Source organism: Herbidospora yilanensis, assembly GCF_001570565.1.
Taxonomy (GTDB): domain Bacteria; phylum Actinomycetota; class Actinomycetes; order Streptosporangiales; family Streptosporangiaceae; genus Herbidospora; species Herbidospora yilanensis.
On sequence record NZ_BBXE01000014.1, the window covers coordinates 201,778 to 225,482 of the forward strand.

A 23,705-nucleotide genomic window follows, 5' to 3' on the forward strand; every position below is an offset into this window, starting at 1 on the left:
CCATCCCCGAAGATGCTCGATTACGTGGTCACGGACCGTGTCGCCACGATTACATTGAACCGTCCGAGGGGGCCGAACGCCTTTACCTTCCAGACACCGGCGAGTTCGTAGCCGATTCACCCGGTTCGCGTACTCTGACCCCATGTCGGAAGACATCCTGGGCGCGGACTACGACGTCGTCACCATCCCCCTCCCGCCCGACGACGAGGGCGAGGTCGTCGCGACGCTGGTCCGCCGCGTCGTGCCGGGAGCCCGCCGCGCGGTCCTCTACCTGCACGGTTTCACCGACTACTTCTTCCAGGCCCACCTGGCCGACCACTACGTGGCGCAGGGCGTCTCGTTCTTCGCGCTCGACCTGCGCAAGTACGGGCGGTCGCTGCTGCCCTACCAGACGCGCGGATTCGTGCGGAGCGTCACCGAGTACTTCCCGGAGATCGACGCCGCGGTCCGGATCATCCGGGCCGAGCACGACGAACTGGTCGTCAACGGCCACTCGACCGGCGGGCTGGTCGCCGCGTTGTGGGCCGACCGGGTGCGCGGCCGGGGGCTGGTGCAGGCGCTCCTGCTGAACAGCCCGTTCCTCGACCTGAACGTCCCGGTGCTGGTCAAGGGCGTCGCCGACGCGCTGAAGGGGGTGTTCGCCCGGTTGCCCGCGCGCGCGGTGCTGCCGGTGGGCGTCTCGACCGTCTACGGCGACAGCATCCACCTGTCCCGCGAGGGCGAATGGGACTACGACCTCGACTGGAAGCCCCTCGGCGGCTTCCCCGTGCACGCCGCCTGGCTGGCCGCGATCCGCCGCGCCCACCACCGGCTGCAGGGCGGGCTGAGGGTCGACGTGCCGGTGCTCGTGCTCTGCTCCGACCAGAGCCTGCGGGTCAGGGACTTCGTACCGGAGGTGCGCAACAGCGACACCGTGCTCGACGTGGAGCAGATCGCCCGGCACGCCACCCGGATCGGGCCCCGCGTGACGGTGGTCCGGGTGGCGGGCGGCGTCCACGACCTGGTCCTGTCGGCCGAACCGGTGCGCAAGCAGGTGTTCGACGAGATGGACCGCTGGCTGGCCTACGCACTCCCGGGCGCCCTCCCGGGCGCCCTACCAGGGAAAACCGAACAGCCCGTAGTAGGCGGCGGTGACCAGCATCAGGGCGGTGCCGCCCAGCACGCCGGTCAGTGACACCTGCTGCGACCGAGTGATCTCCCAGCCGTCGCGCAGCCCCACGAGCACGGCCCCGCTGGCGCCCACGAGCTGCGCCAGCATCACCACCGCCAGCACCCGCACCACCAGCCAGCCGGCCTGCACCGCGGGCCAGGCGCCGGCCTGGTTCACCGAGAACAACACGATCAGCATGATGAACGCGAGCACGGAGACGAGCAGCGCCAGGCTGGTCCAGATCATCCGCCACAACCGCCGCCGGATCGGCGGCCAGACCTGGGTGTTGGTCTGGTGCCGCAGGTCACGGCCGCGCAGCCGGACGAACATCTCGGTCACCGGCGCCGCGACGTAGCCGAAGGCGGCCAGGGTCAGGGTGAGGCCGAGGAAGCTGCTGGCGCCGTACCAGGGGGCGGCGGGCACGTCGGTGGCCTCGTAGCGCTGGACCGGTTTGGCGCCCGCGATCTTGACCGGTGACCGGTCGGGCAGGCCGGTGATCCAGTTGGCCAGGGTCGGCAGGTAGCCGGGCACGAACGGCCCGCCGTGCTGCCGCATCGCGTGGTCGGCCCCGGCGAGGAACCGGATCGTGTAGTTGTCGGCGGGTTTGGCGTCGATCAGCGTCTGGGTGCTCTCGACGAACGGGATCGACGGGTCGCCGGTGCCGTAGAGGGCGAGGGTGGGCTGCCGCATGCCGTGGAGGGCGGGCGCGCTGTCGTAGCGGAGGAAGTCGAAACCGACCCCGCCCATGGCCCGGGTCAGCAGGTCGCGCACCCCGGTCGGCGCGTGCAGCCGGAGGAGCTGCTCGTTGAGCGCCCAGGCGACCTGCCGCATCGGCGACACGTTGGGAGAGGAGACCAGCACCGTGTAGGCGATGCCGGGGTTCCTGGACGCCGCGATCGGGACCACCCAGCCGCCCTCGCTGACCCCCCAGAGGCCGGTGCGCGAAGAGTCGGTGGACGGCCGCGCGCGCAGCAGGTCGACCATGGTCACCGCGTCGTCGGCGAGCAGGGAGAAGTCGCGGCTGCGGAAGGAGTAGCCGTGGGTGCGCTTGTCGTAGGCGAGCGTCACGATGCCGTGCTGGGCCAGCCATTCGGCCTGCGAGGTGAACTCGCCCCGGTCGCCCGAGCCCGAGCCCTGCACGAACACCATCGCCGGGAACGGGCCGGGGCCCTGCGGGGTGCGGATCGTGGTGACGAGGTTGTCGCCCCGGACCGGGACGGTGATCGTCTCGGTGGTGACCGGATAGACCGCAGGCGGAGAAAGCGTCTCGGCCGCGGGCTGGGCCGGCAGGTCGCGGAAGGCGGCCGGCGGCTCCAGTGGTGGCGGATCGAACGCGGGCGGTGGCAGGAGGTAACCGATCACTCCGAGCAGCGTCACGAGGACGCCGGCGAGAATCGTCAGCGTGCCCCGCCCAATGGTCATCAGGCCGCTCCCCGATGGGTGGTCCATATCCCGAGTCGTGCCTTCCTCCTTACGATGCCCCCTGGTCGCCAGGTTAAGTCATTACGTGATGCCGTTGTCTCAGGGGAGGCCCAATTTGTCGGTGAGACCTGTTAGCTTCGTGCGCCATGCGGCTGCTGCACACGTCCGACTGGCACTTGGGCCGGTCCTTCCACCGCGAGAGCCTGCTCCCGGCCCAGGCGGCGTTCGCCGACCACCTGGTCGACACCGTCGCGTCGGAGCGGGTCGACGTCGTGCTGGTGGCCGGTGACGTCTACGACCGGGCGCTCCCGCCGGTCGACGCGGTGGCCCTGTTCGACGAGACGCTGCGCCGCTTACGCGGCCTCGGCGTCCACACCGTGATCATCAGCGGCAACCACGACTCGCCCGTCCGGCTCGGCTTCGGCGCCGGTCTGATGGACCGCATCCACCTGCGCACCGACCCCCACCAGGCGTGGTCCCCGATCGTCGTCGACGACGTCGCCTTCTACGGTGTTCCCTACCTGGAGCCCGAGCTCGTCCGCACCCCGTGGAGCCTCCCCGAGCGCACCCACACGGCCGCCATGACCCACGTCATGGACCGGATACGCTGTGACGACGCCGCCCCCGCGAAGGTGGTGCTGGCCCACGCCTTCGTCACCGGCGGCGCGGCCAGCGACAGCGAACGCGACATCACCGTCGGCGGGGTGGCCCACGTGCCGCTGCGGGTCTTCGACGGGGCCGGCTACGTCGCCCTCGGCCACCTCCACGGCCGCCAGACCATGAGCGAGACGGTCCGCTACTCGGGCTCCCCGATCGCCTACTCCTTCTCCGAGACCGACCACGTGAAGGGGTCGTGGCTGGTCGAGCTGGGCGGCGCGACCGAGTTCGTGCCCGCGCCGGTGCCCCGCCCGCTCGCCCGGCTGCGGGGGCGCATCGACGACCTGCTCGCGCTCCCGCCGTCCGACGACTGGATCCAGGCGACGCTGACCGATCCCGTCCGGCCCAAGGCCGCGATGGAGCGGCTGCGGTCCCGGTTCCCCCACACCGTCGACCTCCAGTTCGCCCCCGACGACGTGCCCGAGGCGGCGCCCGCGCGGCCCCGGCTGGCCGGGCGGCCCGAGATCGACGTCGCGCTCGACTTCGTCCGCGAGGTCCGCGGCGAGGCGGCCGACCCCGACGAGCGCCGGATCCTCGAAGAGGCCGCGATGGCCTGCCGCATCAGGGAGACGACCGCCTGATGCGCCTCCACCGGCTGACGATCTCGGCCTTCGGCTCCTTCCCCGACCGGGAGGAGGTCGACTTCGACCGGCTCGGCGAGGCCGGGCTCTTCCTGATCCACGGTCCTACCGGGGCGGGCAAGACGACCATCCTCGACGCCGTCTGCTGCGCGTTGTTCGGCGTGGTCCCCGGCCAGCGCAACGACGCCCGGTCGCTGCGCTGCGACCACGCGCCCCCGGGCAAGGGGCCCCAGGTCGTGCTGGAGACCACCATCCGGGGCCGCACCCTGCGCATCACCCGCTCGCCCGCGTGGGCCCGCCCGAAGCTCCGGGGGCAGGGCACCACCCAGGAACAGGCCAAGGTGATCGTCCAGGAGCTGCGCGACGGCGACTGGGCCCCGGTCACGACCCGGATCGACGAGGCGGGCGACTTCGTCGGCGGGCTGCTCGGCATGAACGCCGAGCAGTTCGGCCAGGTGGTGATGCTGCCGCAGGGCGAGTTCGCCAAGTTCCTGCGCTCCTCCGGCGACGACCGCCGCAAGCTGCTCGAACGGCTGTTCACCGTGCGGGTGTTCACCGGCATGGAGAAGTGGCTCGCCGACCACCGCAGGGAGACCGGCCGGGTCGCCGAGCAGCTCGCCGAGGAGGTCCGGGCCCGCGCCGACCGCATGCGCGGCGCGGCCGGCGCCGAACTGCTCGCGGAGGCCGGCGACGCCGACGATCCGCTCGAATGGTCGTCGGCCCTGCTCGCGGCCGCCTCGGCCGCCGTCGCCTCGGCCGAGGCGACGGTCTCCGAGGAGGCGCTCCGGGAGGCCCGCGACCGGCTGGCCGACGGCCGTGACCTGGCCGACCGGCAGCGCCGCCACACGGCGGCCCGCATCCGCCACGACGAGCTGGAGGCCCGCGCCGACGAACGCGCCGACCTGGAGACCATCCTGGCCGAGGCCGCGTCGGCGTCCCGCGTGGTCCCCCTGCTCGACCAGCTCACGGCCCGCGAGCAGAGGGCGTCGGCCGCGTCGGCGGCCTTCGAGGCGGGCACGTCCGGCCTCACCGAGACCGACCACCGCCAGGCCGAACGCACCCGCCGCGACGAGCTGATCCGCCTTGAGGAGGCCCTCCACGACGAGGCCCGCCTCCGGGGCGTCATCCGCGAACAGGCTCACCTGAACGACGAGATCGCGACCCTGGAGAAGGGCCTGCGCGCGACCGCCGACCGCCTGGAGGCCGCCACCGCCGAGTTGTCGGAGGCCGAGGAGCGCCGCGCCGCCGCCGCGGTCGCCGAGGCCGCCCTGCCCGGCGCCGAGGCCGCCCGCGACCGGGCGGGCGACCTGCTCGAGGCCGTCCGCCGCCGCGACGCCGTCACGGCCGACCTGGCCGGGGCCGCGGCGGCCCGGGAGGCGGCCGGCCACCCGGGCCTGGGCGAACCGGAGCTCGCCGCCCTCGAACGCGACCGCCGCGACGAACTCGCCCGCCTCGACGCCCTCGACGGCGAGGAGACCCGCCTGACCGCGCTGAGAGCGGGCCGCGAGGCCGCCGAGGCCGAGGCCGCCCGCCTGGCGGGTGCCGAGGCCGAACTCGCCGACCGGCTGACCACCCTGCCCGGCCTCCTCGCCGAGACCGCCGCCCGCCTGGCCGCCTGCCGCGAACAGGCCGCCGCCCTGCCGGCGGCCCGATCCCGCCTGGTCGCCGCCGAGGAGCGGCTCGAAGCGGTGATCCGCCGCGACGAACTCGCCGCCGAACTGGCCGGGGCCGAAGACGCCCGCCGGGTCGCCGTCGACGCCGCGCAGGCGGCCGTCGACCGCCTCCACCAGATCCGCCAGGCCAGAATCGACGGCATGGCCGCCGAACTGGCCGCCCGCCTGGCCGAGGGCGACCCGTGCGCGGTCTGCGGTTCCCCCGCCCACCCCGCCCCGGCCGAGCCGCTGTCCGAGATGGCCACCGCCGACGACGAGGAGGCCGCCCAGGCGGAGGCCGACGCCGCCCAGGCGGCCAGGGAGTCGGCCGAGTCCATGGTGGCGGGGCTGGAAAGCCGGCACGAACGCGCCGCCGACACCGCCGACGGCCGGTCCCAGGCCGAGGCCGAACAGGCCCGCGAGGAGGCCGGCACCGAGCTGGCCGCCCTGGAGGCCGCCGCCGCCCGCGAACCCGTGCACCGCGACGAGGCCGCCCGCCTGGAGACGGCCCTCATCGACGTCCGCGAGGCGGAGGCCGAGACCGCTCTGGCCCTCCGCGAACTCCAGACCAGGCAGCAGACCTCCCGCGCCGAAGAGGAACGCGTCGAGGTCCGCCTGGCCGCCGCCCTCGACCCGGGTGAGACGGTCTCGTCCCGCCGCGCCCGCCTCACGGCGGAGGCCGCCGCGATCGCCGCGGCTCGCGCGGCCGAGACGAAGACGACCGCTCTGACCGGCCTCCTCGCCGAGGCCCACCGCCAGGTGGCGGCCACGATCAGAGGCACCGGCCTGGAGTCCGCCGCTCCCCGCGGGCCGGCCGAGGGCAAGACCGGCGCCGGTCCGGACGGCGATCTTCCACCGGGCACCGGTCCCGGCCCTGCGGTCTGGCCCGATGTCCCGGCCGCGCGGGCGCTCCTGGCCGAGGCGCGGCAGGCCGTCGCGGAGCTCACCGCCGTGCTCGACGGCCGTCTCGCCGCCCGGCAGACCGCCGACCGCCTGACCCGCGAGGTCGGCGACCTGAAGATCAAGGAGAGTGCCGACACCAAGCTCCTCGTGGAGACCAGGGCCGCCCGGGGCAGGTTCGCCCACGAGGAGTCCGAGCTGACGGGCCGCCTCGACCGGCTGCGCGGCGACGACGCCTCCATCTACGAACGGGTCGAGCGCCTCCGCGCCGAGACCGAGGCCTACCGCCACGCCGCCGAGCTCTCCGAGGCCCTCCACGAGGCCGGGCGGGAACTGGCCGCCGCGCGGAACGCCGCGCTGGCCGCCGCCGTCGACGCGGGCTTCGCCGGCCTCGACGACGTGGCCGCCGCCCGCCGCACCCCGGCCGAGATCGACGAGATGGGCGGCCGGCTGCGCGAGCTGGGCGACGAACTGGCCGCCGTGGTCCGCACCCTCGCCGACCCCGAACTCCAGGCCGCCGCCGCCCAGCCCCCGCCCGACCTCCCCGCCCTCCAGCGGGCCGTCGACGAGGCCGACGCGACCCGGTCGGCCCAGGTCTCCGCGCGTGACGGCGCCGTCGCCCGCCTCAGCCGGCTCACCGCGCTGGCCGCCGAACTCGCCGAGGCGCAGGCCCGCCGCGCCCCCGCCGAGCGCCGCCACCGGCTGGCCCGCCGGATGGCCGAACTCGCCGGCGGCACCTCCGCCGACAACCAGTGGGACATGCCCCTGTCGTCCTATGTCCTCGGCGAACGCCTCCGCCAGGTCGCCGACGCCGCCAACGAGCGCCTCTCCCACATGTCCGACGGCCGCTACCTGCTGCGATACGACGTGAAGAAGACGGCCGGGCACCGCGGGCGCTCGGGCGGCGGCCTGGGCCTGCGTGTGCTCGACGCCTGGACCGGCGTCGACCGCGACCCGGCCACCCTCTCGGGCGGCGAGAGCTTCATCACCTCACTGGCGCTGGCGCTGGGCCTGGCCGACGTGGTCGCGGCCGAGGCGGGCGGCGCCGAGATCGGCACCCTCTTCGTCGACGAGGGCTTCGGCACCCTCGACGAGGAGACCCTCGACGACGTCCTCGACATCCTCGACTCGCTGCGCGAGGGCGGGCGCGCGGTCGGCGTGGTCAGCCACGTCGCCGAACTGCGGGTCCGGATCCCGGCCCAGCTCCGCGTCCACAAGGGACGGGCGGGCTCGACCCTGCGCTGAGTCAGGAGAGCAGTTTGTGGGCGGCGTGCTCGATCTCCTGCTCGCTCAGCAGGACGTGCTCGGAGGCCGCCCCCAGGGGCACGAAGCTGTCCTGTGACGTCACCCGGGCGATCCGCCCGGTGAAGCCGTTGTCGACCAGAGCCGTCACGATCGCCTCGGAGACGCCGCCGGTGCGGCGCGTCTCGTCGGCGATCAGCACGTTCCCGGTCAGCTCGGCCGAGCGCATCAGGTCGTCGATCGGCAGCGGGGAGAGCCAGCGCAGGTCCAGGACGCGGCAGCTCTTCTCCTCCTGGGTCAGGCGGACGGCGGCCCGCAGGCTCATCCGCAGGCCGTTGCCGAAGGTCACGATCGTCAGGTCGCGGCCGTCGCCGTAGGAGCGGGCGCGGCCGACCGGGACGTGGGTCTCCGCCCAGCGCGACGGCGGGGCGTAGGGGGCGGCCCAGCCGTTGTCGCCCTCGTCGAACAGGTCGCGGGTGTGGTAGAGCGCGATCGGTTCGAGGAACACGCAGACCGTTCCCTGGGCACGGGCCGTGGCCAGGCAGGTGCGCAGCATGGCGGCCGCGTCGTCGGGGCGGGCGGGGGCGGCGATCACCAGGCCGGGGATGTCGCGGAGGGCGGCGACGGAGTTGTCGTTGTGGAAGTGGCCGCCGAAGCCCTTCTGATAGGAGAGGCCGGGGACGCGGACGACCAGCGGGTTCCGGTAGGCGCCCTGGGAGAAGAAGCTCAGCGACGACGCCTCGCCCCGGATCTGGTCCAGGGCGTTGTGGAGGTAGGCCAGGTATTGGATCTCGGGGACCGGGGTCAGACCGGAGACGCCGGAGCCCAGGGCCAGGCCGAGGATCGCCTGCTCGTCGAGGAGGGTGTCGAAGACGCGCTCGGTGCCGAACTGGCGGACCAGCCCGCGGGTGACGCCGTAGACGCCGCCCTTGCGGGCGACGTCCTCGCCGAAGACGATCAGGCCGGGGTCGCCGAGCATCTGGTCGGCGAGGGTCCGGTTGATCGCCTGGGCCAGGGTGAGGCGGCCCTCGTCTTCGGGGAGGGCGCGGAAGACGCTCTCGCGTCCCTTCGGCGGCCGGGCCGACTCCGCCGCCACCCGCTGCGGGTCGCGGGGGGAGATCGGGGCCATGATCTCGCGGGCGCTGGTCAGCTTCGGGCGGCGGGCGGCCTCCACGGCGAACTTGAGCACGTGGTCGCGCTCGGCCTCGTACTGGGAGAGCAGGCCCTCGGGGGTCTCCAGGCCGGCCTCGACCAGGAGTCTCGCGGTCGCCACGAGCGGGTCGTGGGCCAGGTCGGCGGTGATCTCGCGGCGGGTGCGGTAGCCGATCTCGACGTCGGAGCCCGCGTGGCCCATCAGCCGGACCGTCTTCAGGTGGAGATAGGCGGGGGACCGGTTCTCGCGGGCGTGGGCGGCGGCCCTCTGGGCGACCTCGTAGGTCTCGGCGATGTCGGAGCCGTCGGCGGTGAAGTATTCGATCAGCGGCTGGCGGGACGCCTCGACCCAGCCCGGAGGGGTCCGGACGCTGATGCCGATGCCGTTGTCCTCGCACACGAACAGGATCGGCAGCGACAACCCCCGGTAGGCGCCGTAGGCGGCCGTGTTGAACCCCGACAGGGCGCTCGCGTGGTTGACCGACGCGTCGCCGAAGCTGCAGACCGCGATGGCGTCGGGGGCCCACGGGCCGGGCACGCCGAGCAGGCGCCCGCGTTCGATGGCGAACGCCACGCCGACCGCGCGCGGCAGGTGGCTGGCGATCGTGGAGGTCTGCGGGATCACCGCCAGCGACGGGTGGCCGAAGACCTTGTGCCGCCCGCCCGCGATCGGCTCCTCGGCCGAGGCGGCCACGCCGAGCAGGACGTCGCGCAGGCCCTCGTTGGCCACCCGGCCCGCCTGCGACGACCGGGCCAGGTAGAAGGCGCCCGACCGGTAGTGGAGCAGCGCCGGATCGGTCGCCCGCAGGGCCAGGGCGACGGCCGCGTTGCCCTCGTGGCCGGCCGAGCCGATCGTGTAGTAGCCCAGGTCGTTCTCGCGCATCCAGCGCGCGGCCACGTCGCAGAGGCGGCTGGCGAGCTGGGCGTCGTACACCCTCCTGGCCTGCCTGCCGGTCAGTGGTGAACCGGGCCGGATCGCACGCTCCGGGTCTCCCTTCTCAGCCGGGGGGCGAAGCGCCCCGACGACCTCGGCGAAATGCGTCTCAACAGTGTCCCGCGCCACATGCCCGATTATGTCGTCACCTCAGGCGTGCCGTCCCGCCCCTTACACAGTCCGGCGGGATTTGACAAGTTTTCATCACAACATGTCAGCGGATCAAACCGTTTCGTCGCAAAAGCCGTCTACTAGAAAGGCAAAAGCGCGGCACCCTCACGTCGCGTTCGACACACCCGGGGAAGGAATACACCCGCATGTTGAAACGCATCAGCGCCGTGATTCTCGCGGCTGCCGTGGCGTCGGTGGGATTAGCCACCGGAACCGCGGCGAACGCCACCACGGCGGAGAAGCCGACCCTGTCCGACCTCACGATCAACCCCAGTCCCGTGGTCGTGACCAGCCGTGACAAGGTCACCGCGACGTTCTCGTTCGTCGTGGGCAAGGAGGCCGACAAGGTCGAGGCGACGATCGCGCCCCGGCGCGGCGACGCCAGGTCGCTGACCCTGACCGCGCCGACGGGAACCCCCGACGGCAAGTACACCGGGACCTTCTCGTTCGGCCGCGGCGAGCCCGCCGGCGAGTGGAGGCTCTCCGTCAAGGCGAGCAACGAGACCGGCGCCACCGAAGCCTCCAAGGACTTCAGGGTGTTCCAGGTCTGGCCGACCGACATCGTCAGGTTCGGCGCCGGCCCCGAGCCGGCCAGGTTCGGCTCCTCGCTGACCGTGTCCGGCCGGCTGGTCATCCACGGTTCCCGGGGCTTCGACGGCCTGAAGGACCAGCGGGTCAAGATCCTGTTCAAGGAGAAGGGCTCGTGGCGCTGGAAGACCGTCGCCTGGGACCGCACCAACTGGCGCGGTGACTTCGCGGTCCGCGTCAAGGCCCTGAAGTCGGGCTGGTGGAAGGCCGAGTACGACGGCGTCAGGGGCTTCACCCACGGTTCGAGCAGCGACGGCGACCAGGTCACCGTCTTCCGCCCGAGGCCGCCGAAGCCCGACGCCGCCAGCCGCGTCGTCGACTTCAACGCCTCCCCCGAACCGGTGAAGAAGGGCAAGAAGCTCTCCCTCGCCGGTGAGCTGCAGACCTGGGACCACGGTCGCTGGGACGGCTACGAGGGCAAGGTCAGCGTCTGGTTCAAGGCCAAGTGGGGCAAGTGGACCTACGTCAAGACCGCGTGGACCGACGGCTCGGGCGAGTTCTCGACCACGGCCACGGCCAGGAAATCCGGTGACTGGCGCGTCGTCTTCGCGGGCGACAAGGACACCAAGCCCAGCACCAGCAAGTCCGACTGGGTGCTCGTCAAGTAACACCCGCACCTGAGAATGCCCGGGACACCCCACGCGTCCCGGGCATTCCGCTATTCGGTACGCCGGAACCGCGCGATCGCGAGCTGGAGCAGCACGAACCCGAACACCGCCACGACGACCAGCTCGAACCAGACCGGCAGCCGCCAGCCGAACCAGGTGATGCCCGGGTTCAGCAGGGCCATGACCTGCGGTTCCACGGTCAGGCGGGCGAAGACGGCCTCGCGCATCGGGTCGACCGCGTAGGTCAGCGGGTTGATCACCGTCAGGACGTGCAGCCAGGCCGGCAGGTTGGCCAGCGGGTACATCGCGCCCGACAGGAAGATCATCGGCATGATGGCCATCTGCATGACGCCGAAGAACGTCTGCATGTTCTTCATCCCGGCCGCCAGCAGCGTGCCGAACGCGGTGATCGTGAACGCCGCCAGCAGCATCTCGGCCAGCAGCGTGACGATCAGGACGGGGTCGTAGGGGACCCCGACCAGCCCGGCCATGGCCAGGATGATCACGCCCTGCGCGGTGGCGACGAGCGCCCCGCCCAGGCACTTGCCGAGCACGATCGCGCCCCGGCTGACCGGCGCGACCAGCATCTCGCGCAGGAACCCGAACTCGCGGTCCCACACGATCGAGGCGGCCGAGAACATGGCCGTCGTGATCACCGTCATGGCGAGCACGCCGGGGTAGATGAAGGTGCGGTAGTCCAGGCCCGGGATGGCGGTCCGGACGATCGAGCCCAGTCCCGTACCGAGCACGAACAGGTAGAGCACCGGCTGGGCCAGCGAGGACACCAGCCGCGTGTGGTCGTTGACGAACCGCAGCATCTCCCGGTGCAGCACGACCTTCACCGCGCGCACGTCGTGGGCCAGGCCGCCCGTCGGCAGCCGCACCGCGGCGATCTCGGTCGTTGTCATCGGCGCAGCCTCGCTCTCATCATCTGGTTCATCCCGCCCGACTCCTCGGCGTCGCGGATCGTCGAGCCGGTGTAGTTCATGAACACGTCGTCGAGCGTCGGACGGTGCACGCTGACCCCGGTGATCGGCAGCCCGAGTTCGGCGAACAGTCTCGGCACGAACTCCTCTCCTGAGGCCACCGCGAAGGTCACCGCGCCGTCGTGGACGCCGGCGTCGAGGTCGAAACGTTCCTTGAGGGCCGCGATGGCGGCCTGGTCGTCGGAGGTGTGGATCTGCACCCGGTCCTTGCCCACGCCGGCCTTCAGCGCCTCGGGCGTGTCGATCACGACGATCTCACCGTGGTCGATGATCGCGATGCGGTCGCAGTACTCGGCCTCGTCCATGTAGTGGGTGGTCATGAAGATCGTGATGTCCTCGGTCCGGCGGAGCTTGTTGATGTAGCCCCAGATCGCCGAGCGGGTCTGCGGGTCGAGCCCGACCGTGGGCTCGTCGAGGAACAACACGCGGGGGGAGTGGAGCAGGCCGCGGGCGATCTCCAGGCGGCGCTTCATGCCGCCGGAGAAGGTCTGGACCTTGTTGTCGCGGCGGTCCCACAGGGCCACCATCTCCATGACCTGCCGGAGCCGCTCGTTCACCACCGGCTTCGGCACGCCGTAGAGCTCGGCGTGGAAGCGGAGGTTCTGCTCGGCGGTGAGGTAGGAGTCGAGTGTGGGGTCCTGGAAGACCAGGCCGATGTTGCGGCGGACCTCGTCGCGCTCCTTCACGACGTCGTGACCGGCGACCCGGGCCGATCCGCCGGTCGGATTGACCAGGGTGCAGAGCATGCTGATCGTGGTCGACTTGCCGGCGCCGTTGGGCCCGAGGAAGCCGAACACCTCGCCGTGCGCGACCTCGAAGTCGATGCCCTTGACCGCGTCGACCTTGCCGTAGGACTTCCGCAGCCCGGTGACCTCGACGGCGTTCATCGATCCCCTTCCTCGTCGTCGTCGCCGGCCAGGATGCGGAACATCTCGCGGCGGGTGTCCCTCAGCAGCTTCTTCGTCTCGGCCACCTGCTCGTCGGTGGCGACGTGGGTGAGGTGGACGAACGCCTCGGCGAGCCGGCCCCAGAGCAGCCGCATCTCGTGGCGGTCCTCGGGCATCCCCTGGGCCACCTCGGTCCAGGGTTCGGGTCCGGTACGGCTGCCGGCGACCTCGTGGCCGTTCTCGGTCAGCCGGTAGACGCGCGCGCCGGCCGACTCAAAGATATATCTCGATAGTCGGAGGTGTCGACGGATTCACAGCCAGTCGCGGCGTTTGAACACCACATAGAGCGTCAGGCAGACACACCCCATGAGCAGCACCGCGAACGGGTAGCCGAAGGCCCAGTGCAGCTCGGGCATGTGGTCGAAGTTCATCCCGTAGATCGTGCCGACCAGGGTGGGCGCGAACAGGATGGCCGCCCACGCCGAGATCTTCTTGACCTCGTCGCCCTGGGCGATGCTGGCGCCGGTGAGCTTGGTCATCTCCTCGTTCTGGGCCTGGCTGACCAGGGTGGAGTTGACGATCAGGATGTCCTGGAGCATCTGCCGGAACCCGGCCACCCGCTCGGTGACGGTGATCGCATGGTCGGCCACGTCGCGCAGGTAGCTCTGCAGCTCCTCGTCGACGCCGAACTTGGGGGCGTGCTGGATGAAGCCGTCGAGCATCTGGGTGAGCGGCAGGGTGGCCCGCTGGAACTCGATGACCTCGCGCGAGAGCTCGTAGATGCGCCGGGGGGCCGCCGGGTCGCCGCCGAAGACCTGCACCTCGATCTCGTCGATGTCGTTCTGCAGGCCGGCGACCACGGGGGCGTAGGCGTCGACGACGGCGTCGAGGATGGCGTACAGCACCGCCTGCGGGCCCTGGCGGAGCAGGTCGGGGTCGTTCTCCATGCGCTTGCGGACCAGCGACAGGTCGGGGGCCTCGCTGTGGCGGACGGTGATCACGAAGTCGGGCCCGAGGAAGATGTGCAGCTCGCCGAAGGCGACCTCCTCCTCGGCGTCGAGGTAGTTGGCGGCCCGCAGCACCATGAAGAGGGTGTCGCCGTAGCGGTCGGCCTTGGGCCGCTGGTGGGCCACGATGGCGTCCTCGATGGCGAGGTCGTGCAGGCCGAACTCCTCGGCGACCTTGAGCAGTTCGCTGTCCTCGGGGCGATAGAGGCCTATCCACGCCATCGATCCCGGGTTGGCGCGCAGTGCGGAGAAGGCGCCCGCGAGGGACGCGGGTGAGTCGATCCGGTGCCCGTTCAGGTAGATCGCGTTGTCGATGACGCTCTGTCTGACCAGCACGTCTTCGGGCTTGCGGGGGTCCATGGACGCCTCGGGGGAGGCGTCTCGTCTCATCCAGGTCCGCATACGCAGCTTTGCCACAGGGTGACGTTATCCCTCCATACCTGGATCAATCCTCTTGGGCGCGGAAGCCCCTAGGCTTTGCCCCGGGAGGTGGCCCCCTGAAAGCCCTCTGGAACCAGCTCATCGACACCCATCCGGCGCCGCCGCTGTGGGTGATCGCGGTCGCGGGAGTCGTGGCCTTCTGCGTCGTGGCCTATCCGCAGACCTGGCACCTGTCGCGCGGCCTGATCACGATCGCCCACGAGGGCGGGCACGCCCTGATGGCGGTGCTGACCCGGCGCAAGCTGCGCGGCATCCGGCTCCACTCCGACACCTCGGGGGTCACGCTGACGCGCGGCCGCCCGACGGGTCCGGGCATGGTGCTGACGGCGGCGGCCGGATACATCGCCCCCTCGCTCGTGGGGCTGGGCGCGGCGTGGCTGACCGACGCCGGCCACGTGACGCTGCTGCTCTGGCTGGTGCTGCTGCTGCTCGCGTGCATGCTCCTGCTGATCAGGAACGTGTTCGGGGTGGTCTCCCTGCTGGCGGTCGGCGGCGCGGTGTTCTGCGTGTCGTGGCTGGCGACGCCCGACGTGCAGGGCGTGGTGGCCTACGGCGCGGCCTGGTTCCTCATGCTCGGCGGGGTGCGGCCCATCCTCGAACTGCAGCGCAAGCGGCGGCGCGGCCGGGCCCCCGACTCCGACGCCGACCAGCTCGCGCGCCTGACGCGGGTCCCCGGCGCATTATGGGTGTTTCTGTTTTTCGTGGTGTCGGTGGTGGCATTGGGATATGGCGGCTATTTGCTGGTGATGTGAAGGAAATTCGCGATGTCCGCGATTTCCTCGTCGACGGGAATTTCCCGATCGTTTCCACCGAGCGACCACGTTCCGACGATCACCCCGTCCTTGACAACGGCCGGGCGGATGATTCCCCCGCCGGGGGCGATCACGGCCGGTGGAACGGTCATCGGGGCACGTTCCTTCCAGCCGAGCAGAAACTCATCGAAGGCGGGCAGCAGCCGGGTGCCCTCCCAGGGCTCTTTCCCCGGTACGTCGTGATGCGCCCGCCGCGCCTCCCGCAGGCTCACCCCCGACCAGTAGGCGAGGTCCTCGGGCGTGGCCGGGGCGTGGGACCGGGCGTAACGCACCCCGAGTTCCCGCAGGGCCCTGTCACGGTCGGGCTCGAAGACGATCGGCGCGCCGAGCCAGTCGGCGGCGTGGACGTAGGTGGCCTTGCCGCCCCGGTCGGGACCGAGCACCAGCCGGCCCCGCTCGGCGGCGAGCGCGGCCAGATGGATGATCGCCTGGCCTTCGGCCCCGAGCCGCTCCCCGAGCTCGGCCTTGGTGAGCGGGCCCTGCCCCGCGGTGGCCCGCTCGACCCGTCCGGCCAGGTCGTCGCCGGTGACCCCGAGCTGGGCGAGACGCCTGGCGATGGTGGCGGTCGAGGGCCGGGTGAGCGACAACAACCAGGGCAGGTCGTCGGTCCTGATCAGGTGCAGCGTGCCGCGCGGCCCCCAGGCCCGGGTGATCTCCCCGGCGCGGATCGCCTCCTCGACGTCCCGCCTGGTGAACCCGGCGCCCCGGGCGCGCAGCGCGAGCGCCGCCGCCCTGGAATCCTGCGCCTGTACGGCCAGGAGCCGCCCCACCAGCTCGGGCACGCTCGTCCGGGGGCGGTCGAGGAGCTGCGCCGTCGCCCGTCTGGGCCATGGATCGTTCACGGGACGATCCTAGGAACATCCTGCGAACCAGGAATGTCGGAGCGGTGCCCTACGGTGGGGCGCGTGCTACCCGAGACGCTCGACTCGGCGCTGTCCGACGAGGCGGTGCTGGTCACCTACCGCCGCATGTTCGCCGCCCTGGCCCGCGACAGCGGCGCCGTCGTCGACGACCCCGCCCTGGTCGACATCGCCGAGACGCTGTTCGCGGCGTTCGCCGAGGCGGGCGAAGAGTGGCTGACCCACGAGCAGATGCGCCACGCCTGCCGCGCCCACCCGGTCGAGCAGTTCGAGAACCGGCTCCGCGTGCTGCGCGGCCTCGGCGCGATCCGCGAGGTCTTCCCCAAGCCCAACCAGCTCCGCTACCGGGCGTCGTTCACGTCGGTGGTCGGCCTGATGTTCATCCGCCGCATGATGGACGACGGCGGCCAGAGCGAGATGCACCGCCTGCTGGCCCTCGAAGACCTGACGGTCGCCGGCCCCCGCACCACGATGGAGCAGGCCCGCCGCTCGGCCGACATGCTGGCCCGCGCCTTCCGCCTGTGGGCCCTCGAACTCGTCACCCTGACGACCGGCACCATCGAGGAGCTCCGCGAGCAGGCCCCCAAGTTGTGGGGCACCGAGGAGATCGCCCGCCGCGCCCAGAGCCTCCACACCACGATCCTGACCCGCTGGCCCGACCTCGACCGCGTCTGCACCGACCTCCGCTCGGCCATCTACGCCTACAGCGACGCCTCCCGCCGCGCGGCCGGCCGCCTGGCCGACTCGGCCGGCACCACCCGCAACCTGACCCTCCTCCCGGCCGAGACGTGGCGCACCTTCGCCCAGACGGCCTCCCGCGAACGCCTCGCCGCCGTCCTCGACGGGTTCGTCTTCGACGCCGCCGCGCCCTGGCACGACCCTTCCGCGATCGTCCGCGCGGTCGACGAGGCGCCCCGGCCCGTTCCCGTCCGGCCCGCGCCGCCGCGCTCCCCCCTGCCCGACGAGGGCGCGTCCTCCTCCTTGGCGGCGTCGGCTCCCGGGCGGTTCACGGAGGTGGCCGAAGCACTGCTCGGCGACCGCGACGCCGTGGCGCTCGAAGAGGTGCTGACGGGCGACTGGTCGACGATCCGCCGCGTGCTCGCCGACCTCGCCTCGGCCGACCTGCATCCCGAGGCGCCCTACCGGCTGGCCTGGTCCGACACCCTCTCGGCCGACCCTTCCGGGCACCCGAGCTGGCGGTCCCACGGCAGGTTGGAGCGCACCGATGGGTGAGCTCCACGCCGAGGCGCGCTCCACGGGCCTGGTGAAGCTGACCGGTTCCGTGCCGCCCGGGTTCGTCCGGGTGGGCGAGACCGGGGTGCCCGTGTGGCCCGACGGGGCCTCGCCCTCGTTGCTGGAGGAATACCAGATCGCCGGCGCGCCCGTGGAGCGGGCGGGGGAGACCCGGCGGGTGCTGGCCTGCTGCCTGCGCATGTGCTGGGCCGACCTCGACGCCGAGCCGTGGCCGGGGGTGTGGGCGGCGGTCGACGACGTGCTCGCCTGCTACCGCACCATGGTCGGCCGCACCGACGACTCGGTGCGGAGCTGGGCCGTGGGCGCGCTGCGGCGGCTCCACGACACCGGCTGGATCGTGTCGTCCGGCTTCGGGACGCTGCGGCTCGGGCCGCGCTGCGTGCTCTGGACCGCCGACGGCCACGTCCAGTTGCGGGAGCTGATGCGGCGCATCGCCGCGCCCGCGCCCTCGGGTGAGGTGACGCCCGTCGTGGAGGCGCGCGACGAGGGGCCCGAGGAGTTCGGCGACCTGCTGGGCGCCTTCGACGAGCGGCGGCGGGCCGAGCTGGTGGCCGCGTTCGTGGCGGTCGAGACGGCGGCCGAGCCGGTCCAGGAGGCGCGGTTCGCCGCGCTGCGCGACCCGGCCCTGCGGCGGGCGCTGACGGAGATGCTGGCCCGCCGGGGGCGGGTGCTGCAGCAGCGGCGCGACGCGTGGATCTCCGGTTACGCCGACGCCTACCAGGCCACCTCCCTGCCGGAGGCCGAGCGGGCGGTGCTGGCGCTCGTGCTGGTCCATTCGGTGGCGATCCCCCGGGCCGAGGGCCTGCTGGGGGAAGACACCTGGTTGTCGCACCATCCCGTCGCGACCGAGGAACTGCGGCGGCGCACGCTGCTGCCCATCGGCGAGCTGGAGGCCGCCCTGCGGTCGCTCCGGCAGGCCGGGCTGATCGCCCAGCAGAAGACCGGCGAGGAGGGCGCGGGCGGCTACGTGCCGGGCCCGCAGTTCCACCGGCTGACGCGGGCGGCGCGGGCGCGGCTGCAGGAGGAGCTCATCCTTGCGGCCGGTCCGCAGACGCCGCTGGCGGTCGCCATCAGGGCCAAACGCCGCCGCCACGAGCCGTCCGGCCCCGGCGAGGCGGCGTGATGCGCGGTGCCGGGCGCCGGGGCCGGCTGGGCGTCGATGTGGTGCGGGTTGTCGTGATCGGTTCGGAAAGGGTGCGGGGATGACCGAGGTCGTCGATCTGAGCGGAGACAAGCCGGGAGAGCCGGGGGCCTCCGGGTTGTTCCAGGTCGTCGTGCCGATCGATGACGTGCGGCCGGTCCGGGCCCCGCAGGACGACATCGTCGGCGACCGGGTGCTGGTCGCGGTGCAGGCGGTCAACATCTCGCGGTTGTCGACCCACACGGTCCCGATCGTGCCGGGCACGCTCGTCGTCGTCGCGGGGGCCGGGCCGAAAGACTCCAACGGGGCCGGGAAGTCGTCGTTCATCGCCGCCGTCACGGCGCTGCTGGGCGACGAGCAGTGGCGGTTCGCCTCGGGCGCGAAGGCCGTCTCCGAGTTGCTGTTCAACGCCGAGCTGGCGGCCCACGGCGACCAGCAGTGGGCCAGCGCCGACCACGGTTACATCGTCGGCGTCTTCGACGTGCCGTCGGCCGGGGTGCCGGTGACGGTGTGGGTGCGGGTCAACCAGGAGGCGCCCCACCTGGAGGTGCGGTGGGCCGAGGGCGTCCACCTGGCCACCGCCGCCTCCGAGGCCGAACGGGTCACCCACGCCGACGTCATCTGGTCGGGGCTGCCCAAGAGCGCCGGGCGGCGCGACGTCGTCGCCCGCGACCTGACCCGGGTCCTCTACGGCGACCGGGTCAGGTGCGTGTCGTTCCTCTCCACGTCGGTACGCAGCAAGGTCGCCACCAACCTGCTCTCGCAGCCGCTGAACGAGATCTCGCCCGACCGCATCTTCGAGGCCATCGCCGCCCTGACCGGCCTCGACGCCGAGCTCGACCAGGAACGCGAGGCCCGCCGCGACGAACACGCCAAACGGGTGCGCGCCGAAGACGCCCAGCGGCGCCTGGCCGACTTCGAAGACGAGTCACGCCACCTGCTGGCCGCCTTCGACCGCCGCGACCGGGCCCGCGAACGGCTCGCCGACGCCCTGAAGCACTGGCGCGGCCGGCTCGCCCGCCGGGTCGCCGACGCCGCCGAGGCCGAGGGCGCCCTGGCGGCGCAGCGGGCGGAGTTCGAGGCCGCCGCCGAGACGGCCGAGTCGGCGATCGCCGAGGTCAAGGCCGAGATCGCGGCCCTGCGCGACGACTCGCTCGACCGGGCGCTGGCCACCGCGCGCCGGGAACTGGCCGCCGTCCAGGCGAGCGCCGCCCGCGTCGAGGCCGAACGCGCGGTCGCCCAGAACACCGCCGACCAGCTCCGGGCCCAGATCCCGGCCCTGGAGGAGCAGCGCCGCCGCGCCGACGGCCGCGACCCCGGCCGGGCCCGCGCCGAACTGGCCGAGGCTCGCACGGTCCACGCCGAGGCGCTCAAGGCCCTCGGCGTCGCCGACCGCGAACACGAGACCGCCCAGGCCGCCCTCCGCGACGCCGAGAACGGCCCGGCCGCCCTGCAGCTCACCGCGCTGGGCCTGGCGGGCATCCGGGCCGCCGGCCTCCTCGACGCCTTGGACGTGGCCGAACAGGCCGGCGTCGCCGAAGACGCGCGTGACGCCGTCGTGGTCGACGCCGCCGACATGGACGCCGCCGCGACGGCGCTGGCCGCCTTCCCCGGGTCCGTCGTGGTCTCCTCGTCCGGCGTCACCGTCGTCGGCCTGGCCGAGGCGCAGGTCACCGGGCGTGACGCGCGGGTGAAGGCCGCCGCCAAGCGGGTCGAGCGGGCCGTCGCCGCGCAGGAGGCCGCCGCCGCGGCCGTGCGGAGGGCCGAAGAGGGCGTCGCCGCGGCCGAGCGCCGGGTCGAGGGCGCCGAGGCCGCCGACCGGCTGGCGGAGCTGGCCACCCGGCTCGACGCCCAGCGCGAGCGCCTCACCGAACTGACCGCCGCCGCCGGCGAGCTCACCCCCGCGCTCGACGCCGCCGAGGAGCGGGTCGGCGCGCTCGACTTCCGGGCCCGCACCCGCGACGTCGAGGCCGACCGCCTGGAGGGCCGCCGCCACGCCCTGACCGCCCGCCGCGACGAGGCCCGCGCGGGCGCCGCCCGCATCGAGGCCCAGCGGACCGCCCTCGGGCTCGACCGGCTGGTCAGAGACTGGGGCGGCACCGTCGAGGGCGCCCAGGAGTGGCTGGCCGCCGACGAGCTGACCGCCGACGAGTGGTGGCGGGCCGCCGAACGCCACCTCGACGCCGCCCTGCGCGACACCTTCGACGACGGCGAGGAGATGCCCGAGGAGCTCGCCTACCTCATCGCCGCCCGCAAAGACGGCCGCGCCGCCGAAGAACTGGCCACCTTCCAGGCGGTGTGCAACGCGCTGGGCTCCTACCTGCGCGCCCAGGAGGAGTACGAACGCCACCAGCGCCGCCAGATCGAGACGCAGATCACCACCCGCCGCCGCGACCTCGCCGCCGCCACGCGGGGCGCCGAGGAGGCCGCCCAGTCGACCGCCGTCCACCGTGCGACCCTCACCGAGGCCATCCGCGCCCGCCTGACCCGCGTGGCCGAGGAGTTCGACCGTCTCGACACCGGCTACGGCGGCTACGGCGCCTCCCTCGACTTCCCCGTCCCGGCGGCCCCGGCCGACCCCGAGCAGCGCTGGTCGTGGCGGGTGATCCCGAAGTGGAAGCGGGGCGAGGGCCAGGGCTACGTGCCCTACAACCGCCGGGCCAACACGGCGCTGATGGACGAGAAGGCGGTCAAGCTGGTCTGCGCGGCGGCCATCGCGTCGAGCGGCGGCAAGCACCTGACGCTGGTCCTCGACGAGCTCGGCCGCAACCTCGGCAAGGAGCACCGCCGCGAGGCGGTCGCCCTGTTCCGCCGCATCGGCGAGACCTACGGCATCACCGTCATCGGCGCCCTGCAGGACGACATGGAGCCCTACGCCATCGACGCGTGCGGACAGTATGTGAAGCTGCGGCGCTCGTCCGACGCGATGGCCTACAACGAGCCGCCCATCATCATCGCCCACGACAAGCACGCCGACCGGGTGAGGATGCTCGCCGAGCACGTGACCCGCGCGTAAGAACTCTACTTTGTAAAGGCGCAGGCCCGGCGCGTGTTAACGGTCGCTAACAGCAGCCCGCAACGACGCCCGGGCCATGACCTCCAGCACCGACGCCATCTCCGCACTCCCCAGCTCTCCGACGCTCCGGGGCGTCGAGTTCAGCAGCCCGAACACGGCGTGCACCGCGGCCCGCACCCGCGCCACCGCGCAGCCCGGATGGAGGTCACGCACCACGCCCACCCACTCTTCGACGTAGAGGCGCTGGAGCCGGCGGATGGCCCGCTGGTCGGCCGCGGGCACGTTGTGGAGTTCCCGCTCGTGGACGCGGATCAGCTCGGGATGCCCGAGGGCGAACTCGATGTGGCCTCTGAGCAGCACGTCGAGCGCGTCAGGCGGTGCGAGGGAGGCCGCCGAGGCGCCGGCGGAGGAGAGGCGGCCCGAGATGTCGAGCAGGATCTCGGTCAGCAGCGCCTCCTTGCCCCGGAAGTGGCGATAGAGCGCGGGCCCGGACACGCCGACCGCCGCGCCGATCTCCTCGATGGACACCCCGTGGAAGCCGCGTTCGGCGAAGAGGGCCGCCGCCGCGTCGAGGATCTCGGCCCGCCTGTTCCGGGTAGGTGTGCTCACAAGCCCCCATGGTAGACGTTGATGTTAATGGCGACTAACGTGAGGCGCGGAGAACACGGAGGAGGTGGCCGACAGGTGTGGCCGGTGCTGTCCAGTTCGGGTGATCCGGGCGGGGCGTCCTACAAGAAGAACGCCGAGGTCAACGAGAGGCTCGTCGCCGAGTTGCGGGAGCGGCTCGACACGGCCGCCAGGGGCGGCCCCGAGCGGTCGCGGATCCGGCATGTCGAGCGCGGCAAGCTCCTCCCCAGAGACCGGGTCGACACGCTGCTCGACCCGGGCGCGCGGTTCCTGGAGCTCTCGCCGCTCGCGGCGACGGGCCTCTACGACGACGCCGCGCCGGCGGCCGGGATCATCACCGGCGTGGGCCGGGTGAGCGGCCGCGAGGTGGTGGTCGTCGCCAACGACGCGACGGTCAAGGGCGGCACCTACTACCCGATGACCGTCAAGAAGCACCTCCGCGCCCAGGAGGTCGCCCTCGACAACCGTCTCCCGTGCGTCTACCTGGTCGACTCCGGCGGCGCGTTCCTGCCCAGGCAGGACGAGGTCTTCCCCGACCGCGAACACTTCGGCCGCATCTTCTACAACCAGGCGACCATGTCCGCGAAGGGCATCCCGCAGGTCGCGGCGGTGCTCGGCTCGTGCACGGCCGGGGGCGCCTACGTCCCGGCGATGAGCGACGAGGCGGTGATCGTCCGCGACCAGGGCACGATCTTCCTCGGCGGGCCGCCCCTGGTGAAGGCCGCGACCGGTGAGGAGGTCACCGCCGAGGAGCTGGGCGGGGGAGAGGTGCATTCGCGGATCAGCGGGGTCACCGACCACCTGGCCGACGACGACGCCCACGCGCTGCGCATCGTCCGCGACATCGTGGCCACCTTCGCGCCCGCGAGGAAGGCGTGGGAGCGCACCGACACCGAGGCGCCGAAGTACGAGCCCCGCGAGCTCTACGGCATCGTGCCCCCCGACACGCGCACCCCCTACGACGTGCGCGAGGTCGTCGCCCGGATCGTCGACGGCAGCCGGTTCCTGGAGTTCAAGCAGGAGTACGGCCCGACCCTCGTCACCGGCTTCGCCCGCGTCCACGGGCACCCCGTCGGGATCGTCGCCAACAACGGCATCCTGTTCGCCGAGTCGGCGCTCAAGGGCGCCCACTTCATCGAGTTGTGCGACCGGCGGGAGATCCCGCTCGTGTTCCTCCAGAACATCAGCGGGTTCATGGTCGGCAAGGCCTACGAGCAGGGCGGCATCGCCAAACACGGCGCCAAGATGGTCACCGCGGTCGCCTGCGCGCGGGTGCCGAAGCTGACCGTGGTCGTCGGCGGCTCGTTCGGGGCCGGGAACTACGCGATGGCCGGGCGGGCCTACTCGCCGCGGTTCCTCTGGATGTGGCCGAACGCCCGCATCTCGGTCATGGGCGGCGAACAGGCCGCGACCGTGCTCTCGATGGTCGGCGACGCCGACCCCGAGGCGATCAGGGCCCAGTACGAATCGCAGGGCAACCCCTACTACTCGACCGCGCGCCTGTGGGACGACGGCGTCATCGACCCCGCCGACACCCGGACCGTCCTCGGCCTGGCCCTCGGGGCCTGCGCGAACGCGCCGCTGGAGCCGGTCGGCTACGGCGTCTTCCGGATGTGA

General features: G+C 72.7%; 17 protein-coding genes. 9 read left to right on the forward strand and 8 right to left on the reverse strand.

Annotation, left to right across the window (positions count from 1 at the left end; all coding sequences use genetic code 11):
- The first annotated feature begins 142 nt into the window (after window positions 1-142).
- Entirely contained in the window at window positions 143-1,174 is a 1,032-nt protein-coding gene (locus AW273_RS05325; protein ID WP_063909842.1) for an alpha/beta hydrolase, read from the forward strand.
- Here the strand turns inward: AW273_RS05325 and AW273_RS05330 are convergent.
- Window positions 1,094-2,572, reverse strand: a complete 1,479-nt coding sequence (locus AW273_RS05330; RefSeq protein WP_062346142.1) for an alpha/beta hydrolase family protein — start codon at window positions 2,570-2,572, stop codon at window positions 1,094-1,096. The genes AW273_RS05325 and AW273_RS05330 overlap by 81 nt on opposite strands.
- Before the next feature lie 146 nt (window positions 2,573-2,718).
- Between AW273_RS05330 and AW273_RS05335 the strand changes: the two genes are divergently transcribed.
- Together AW273_RS05335 and AW273_RS05340 are read left to right on the forward strand one after the other, a co-directional pair.
- Window positions 2,719-3,810: an exonuclease SbcCD subunit D gene (locus tag AW273_RS05335; protein WP_062345769.1), complete on the forward strand. Its 1,092-nt coding sequence runs from the start codon at window positions 2,719-2,721 to the stop codon at window positions 3,808-3,810.
- Window positions 3,810-7,607 (forward strand): AAA family ATPase, encoded by a 3,798-nt coding sequence (locus AW273_RS05340; protein WP_062345771.1) that lies wholly within the window; start codon window positions 3,810-3,812, stop codon window positions 7,605-7,607. The genes AW273_RS05335 and AW273_RS05340 overlap by 1 nt, the downstream gene beginning before the upstream one ends.
- A gap of 1 nt (window position 7,608) precedes the next feature.
- Here the strand turns inward: AW273_RS05340 and AW273_RS05345 are convergent, their stop codons facing one another.
- On the reverse strand, window positions 7,609-9,819 hold the full coding sequence (locus AW273_RS05345; protein ID WP_062345773.1) for a thiamine pyrophosphate-dependent enzyme: 2,211 nt from the start codon (window positions 9,817-9,819) through the stop codon (window positions 7,609-7,611).
- Between the two features lie 188 nt (window positions 9,820-10,007).
- Between AW273_RS05345 and AW273_RS05350 the strand changes: the two genes are divergently transcribed.
- Window positions 10,008-11,057: a hypothetical protein gene (locus AW273_RS05350; RefSeq protein ID WP_062345775.1), complete on the forward strand. Its 1,050-nt coding sequence runs from the start codon at window positions 10,008-10,010 to the stop codon at window positions 11,055-11,057.
- Between the two features lie 50 nt (window positions 11,058-11,107).
- Here AW273_RS05350 and AW273_RS05355 read toward each other — a convergent pair whose 3' ends face one another.
- The 4 genes from AW273_RS05355 to AW273_RS05370 form a co-directional block, all read right to left on the reverse strand.
- Entirely contained in the window at window positions 11,108-11,965 is an 858-nt protein-coding gene (locus AW273_RS05355; protein WP_062345777.1) for an ABC transporter permease, read from the reverse strand.
- A complete protein-coding gene (locus AW273_RS05360) occupies window positions 11,962-12,930 on the reverse strand; it encodes an ATP-binding cassette domain-containing protein (RefSeq protein WP_062345779.1) in 969 nt (322 codons plus the stop codon). Before AW273_RS05360 ends, AW273_RS05355 begins: the two co-directional genes overlap by 4 nt.
- A complete protein-coding gene (locus AW273_RS05365) occupies window positions 12,927-13,106 on the reverse strand; it encodes a hypothetical protein (RefSeq protein ID WP_062345781.1) in 180 nt (59 codons plus the stop codon). Before AW273_RS05365 ends, AW273_RS05360 begins: the two co-directional genes overlap by 4 nt.
- 135 nt (window positions 13,107-13,241) lie before the next feature.
- Window positions 13,242-14,354 carry a magnesium and cobalt transport protein CorA gene (locus AW273_RS05370; RefSeq protein WP_232327079.1) on the reverse strand — a complete coding sequence of 371 codons (1,113 nt, stop codon included), beginning with the start codon at window positions 14,352-14,354 and terminating at the stop codon, window positions 13,242-13,244.
- Between the two features lie 134 nt (window positions 14,355-14,488).
- Here AW273_RS05370 and AW273_RS05375 point away from each other — a divergent pair, with 134 nt between their 5' ends.
- Window positions 14,489-15,130 carry a M50 family metallopeptidase gene (locus AW273_RS05375; RefSeq protein WP_232327081.1) on the forward strand — a complete coding sequence of 214 codons (642 nt, stop codon included), beginning with the start codon at window positions 14,489-14,491 and terminating at the stop codon, window positions 15,128-15,130.
- Here AW273_RS05375 and AW273_RS05380 read toward each other — a convergent pair.
- Window positions 15,112-16,032: a winged helix DNA-binding domain-containing protein gene (locus AW273_RS05380; protein ID WP_062345785.1), complete on the reverse strand. Its 921-nt coding sequence runs from the start codon at window positions 16,030-16,032 to the stop codon at window positions 15,112-15,114. The genes AW273_RS05375 and AW273_RS05380 overlap by 19 nt on opposite strands.
- A gap of 63 nt (window positions 16,033-16,095) precedes the next feature.
- Here AW273_RS05380 and AW273_RS05385 point away from each other — a divergent pair, with 63 nt between their 5' ends.
- The 3 genes from AW273_RS05385 (at window position 16,096) to AW273_RS05395 (ending at window position 21,461) form a co-directional block, all read left to right on the forward strand.
- Window positions 16,096-17,283, forward strand: coding sequence for a hypothetical protein (locus AW273_RS05385; protein ID WP_232327082.1), 1,188 nt, complete (start codon window positions 16,096-16,098; stop codon window positions 17,281-17,283).
- Entirely contained in the window at window positions 17,276-18,427 is a 1,152-nt protein-coding gene (locus AW273_RS38410) for a hypothetical protein (protein ID WP_232327084.1), read from the forward strand. Before AW273_RS05385 ends, AW273_RS38410 begins: the two co-directional genes overlap by 8 nt.
- 79 nt (window positions 18,428-18,506) lie before the next feature.
- A complete protein-coding gene (locus tag AW273_RS05395) occupies window positions 18,507-21,461 on the forward strand; it encodes a coiled-coil domain-containing protein (protein WP_157555578.1) in 2,955 nt (984 codons plus the stop codon).
- Window positions 21,462-21,497: 36 nt separating this feature from the next.
- On the opposite strand, the gene AW273_RS05400 is transcribed toward AW273_RS05395, so the two are convergent.
- A complete protein-coding gene (locus AW273_RS05400) occupies window positions 21,498-22,070 on the reverse strand; it encodes a TetR/AcrR family transcriptional regulator (RefSeq protein ID WP_062345789.1) in 573 nt (190 codons plus the stop codon).
- A 27-nt stretch (window positions 22,071-22,097) separates the two neighbouring features.
- Between AW273_RS05400 and AW273_RS05405 the strand changes: the two genes are divergently transcribed.
- Window positions 22,098-23,705 carry a carboxyl transferase domain-containing protein gene (locus AW273_RS05405; protein ID WP_062345791.1) on the forward strand — a complete coding sequence of 536 codons (1,608 nt, stop codon included), beginning with the start codon at window positions 22,098-22,100 and terminating at the stop codon, window positions 23,703-23,705.

Coding starts and splice junctions, on each gene's coding strand:
- AW273_RS05325 (WP_063909842.1), top strand. CDS start 143: ATGTCGGAAGACATCCTGGGCGCGGACTACGACGTCGTCACCATCCCC.
- AW273_RS05330 (WP_062346142.1), bottom strand. CDS start 2,572: ATGACCATTGGGCGGGGCACGCTGACGATTCTCGCCGGCGTCCTCGTG.
- AW273_RS05335 (WP_062345769.1), top strand. CDS start 2,719: ATGCGGCTGCTGCACACGTCCGACTGGCACTTGGGCCGGTCCTTCCAC.
- AW273_RS05340 (WP_062345771.1), top strand. CDS start 3,810: ATGCGCCTCCACCGGCTGACGATCTCGGCCTTCGGCTCCTTCCCCGAC.
- AW273_RS05350 (WP_062345775.1), top strand. CDS start 10,008: ATGTTGAAACGCATCAGCGCCGTGATTCTCGCGGCTGCCGTGGCGTCG.
- AW273_RS05355 (WP_062345777.1), bottom strand. CDS start 11,965: ATGACAACGACCGAGATCGCCGCGGTGCGGCTGCCGACGGGCGGCCTG.
- AW273_RS05360 (WP_062345779.1), bottom strand. CDS start 12,930: ATGAACGCCGTCGAGGTCACCGGGCTGCGGAAGTCCTACGGCAAGGTC.
- AW273_RS05365 (WP_062345781.1), bottom strand. CDS start 13,106: ATGCCCGAGGACCGCCACGAGATGCGGCTGCTCTGGGGCCGGCTCGCC.
- AW273_RS38410 (WP_232327084.1), top strand. CDS start 17,276: ATGGGTGAGCTCCACGCCGAGGCGCGCTCCACGGGCCTGGTGAAGCTG.
- AW273_RS05395 (WP_157555578.1), top strand. CDS start 18,507: ATGACCGAGGTCGTCGATCTGAGCGGAGACAAGCCGGGAGAGCCGGGG.
- AW273_RS05405 (WP_062345791.1), top strand. CDS start 22,098: ATGGCGACTAACGTGAGGCGCGGAGAACACGGAGGAGGTGGCCGACAG.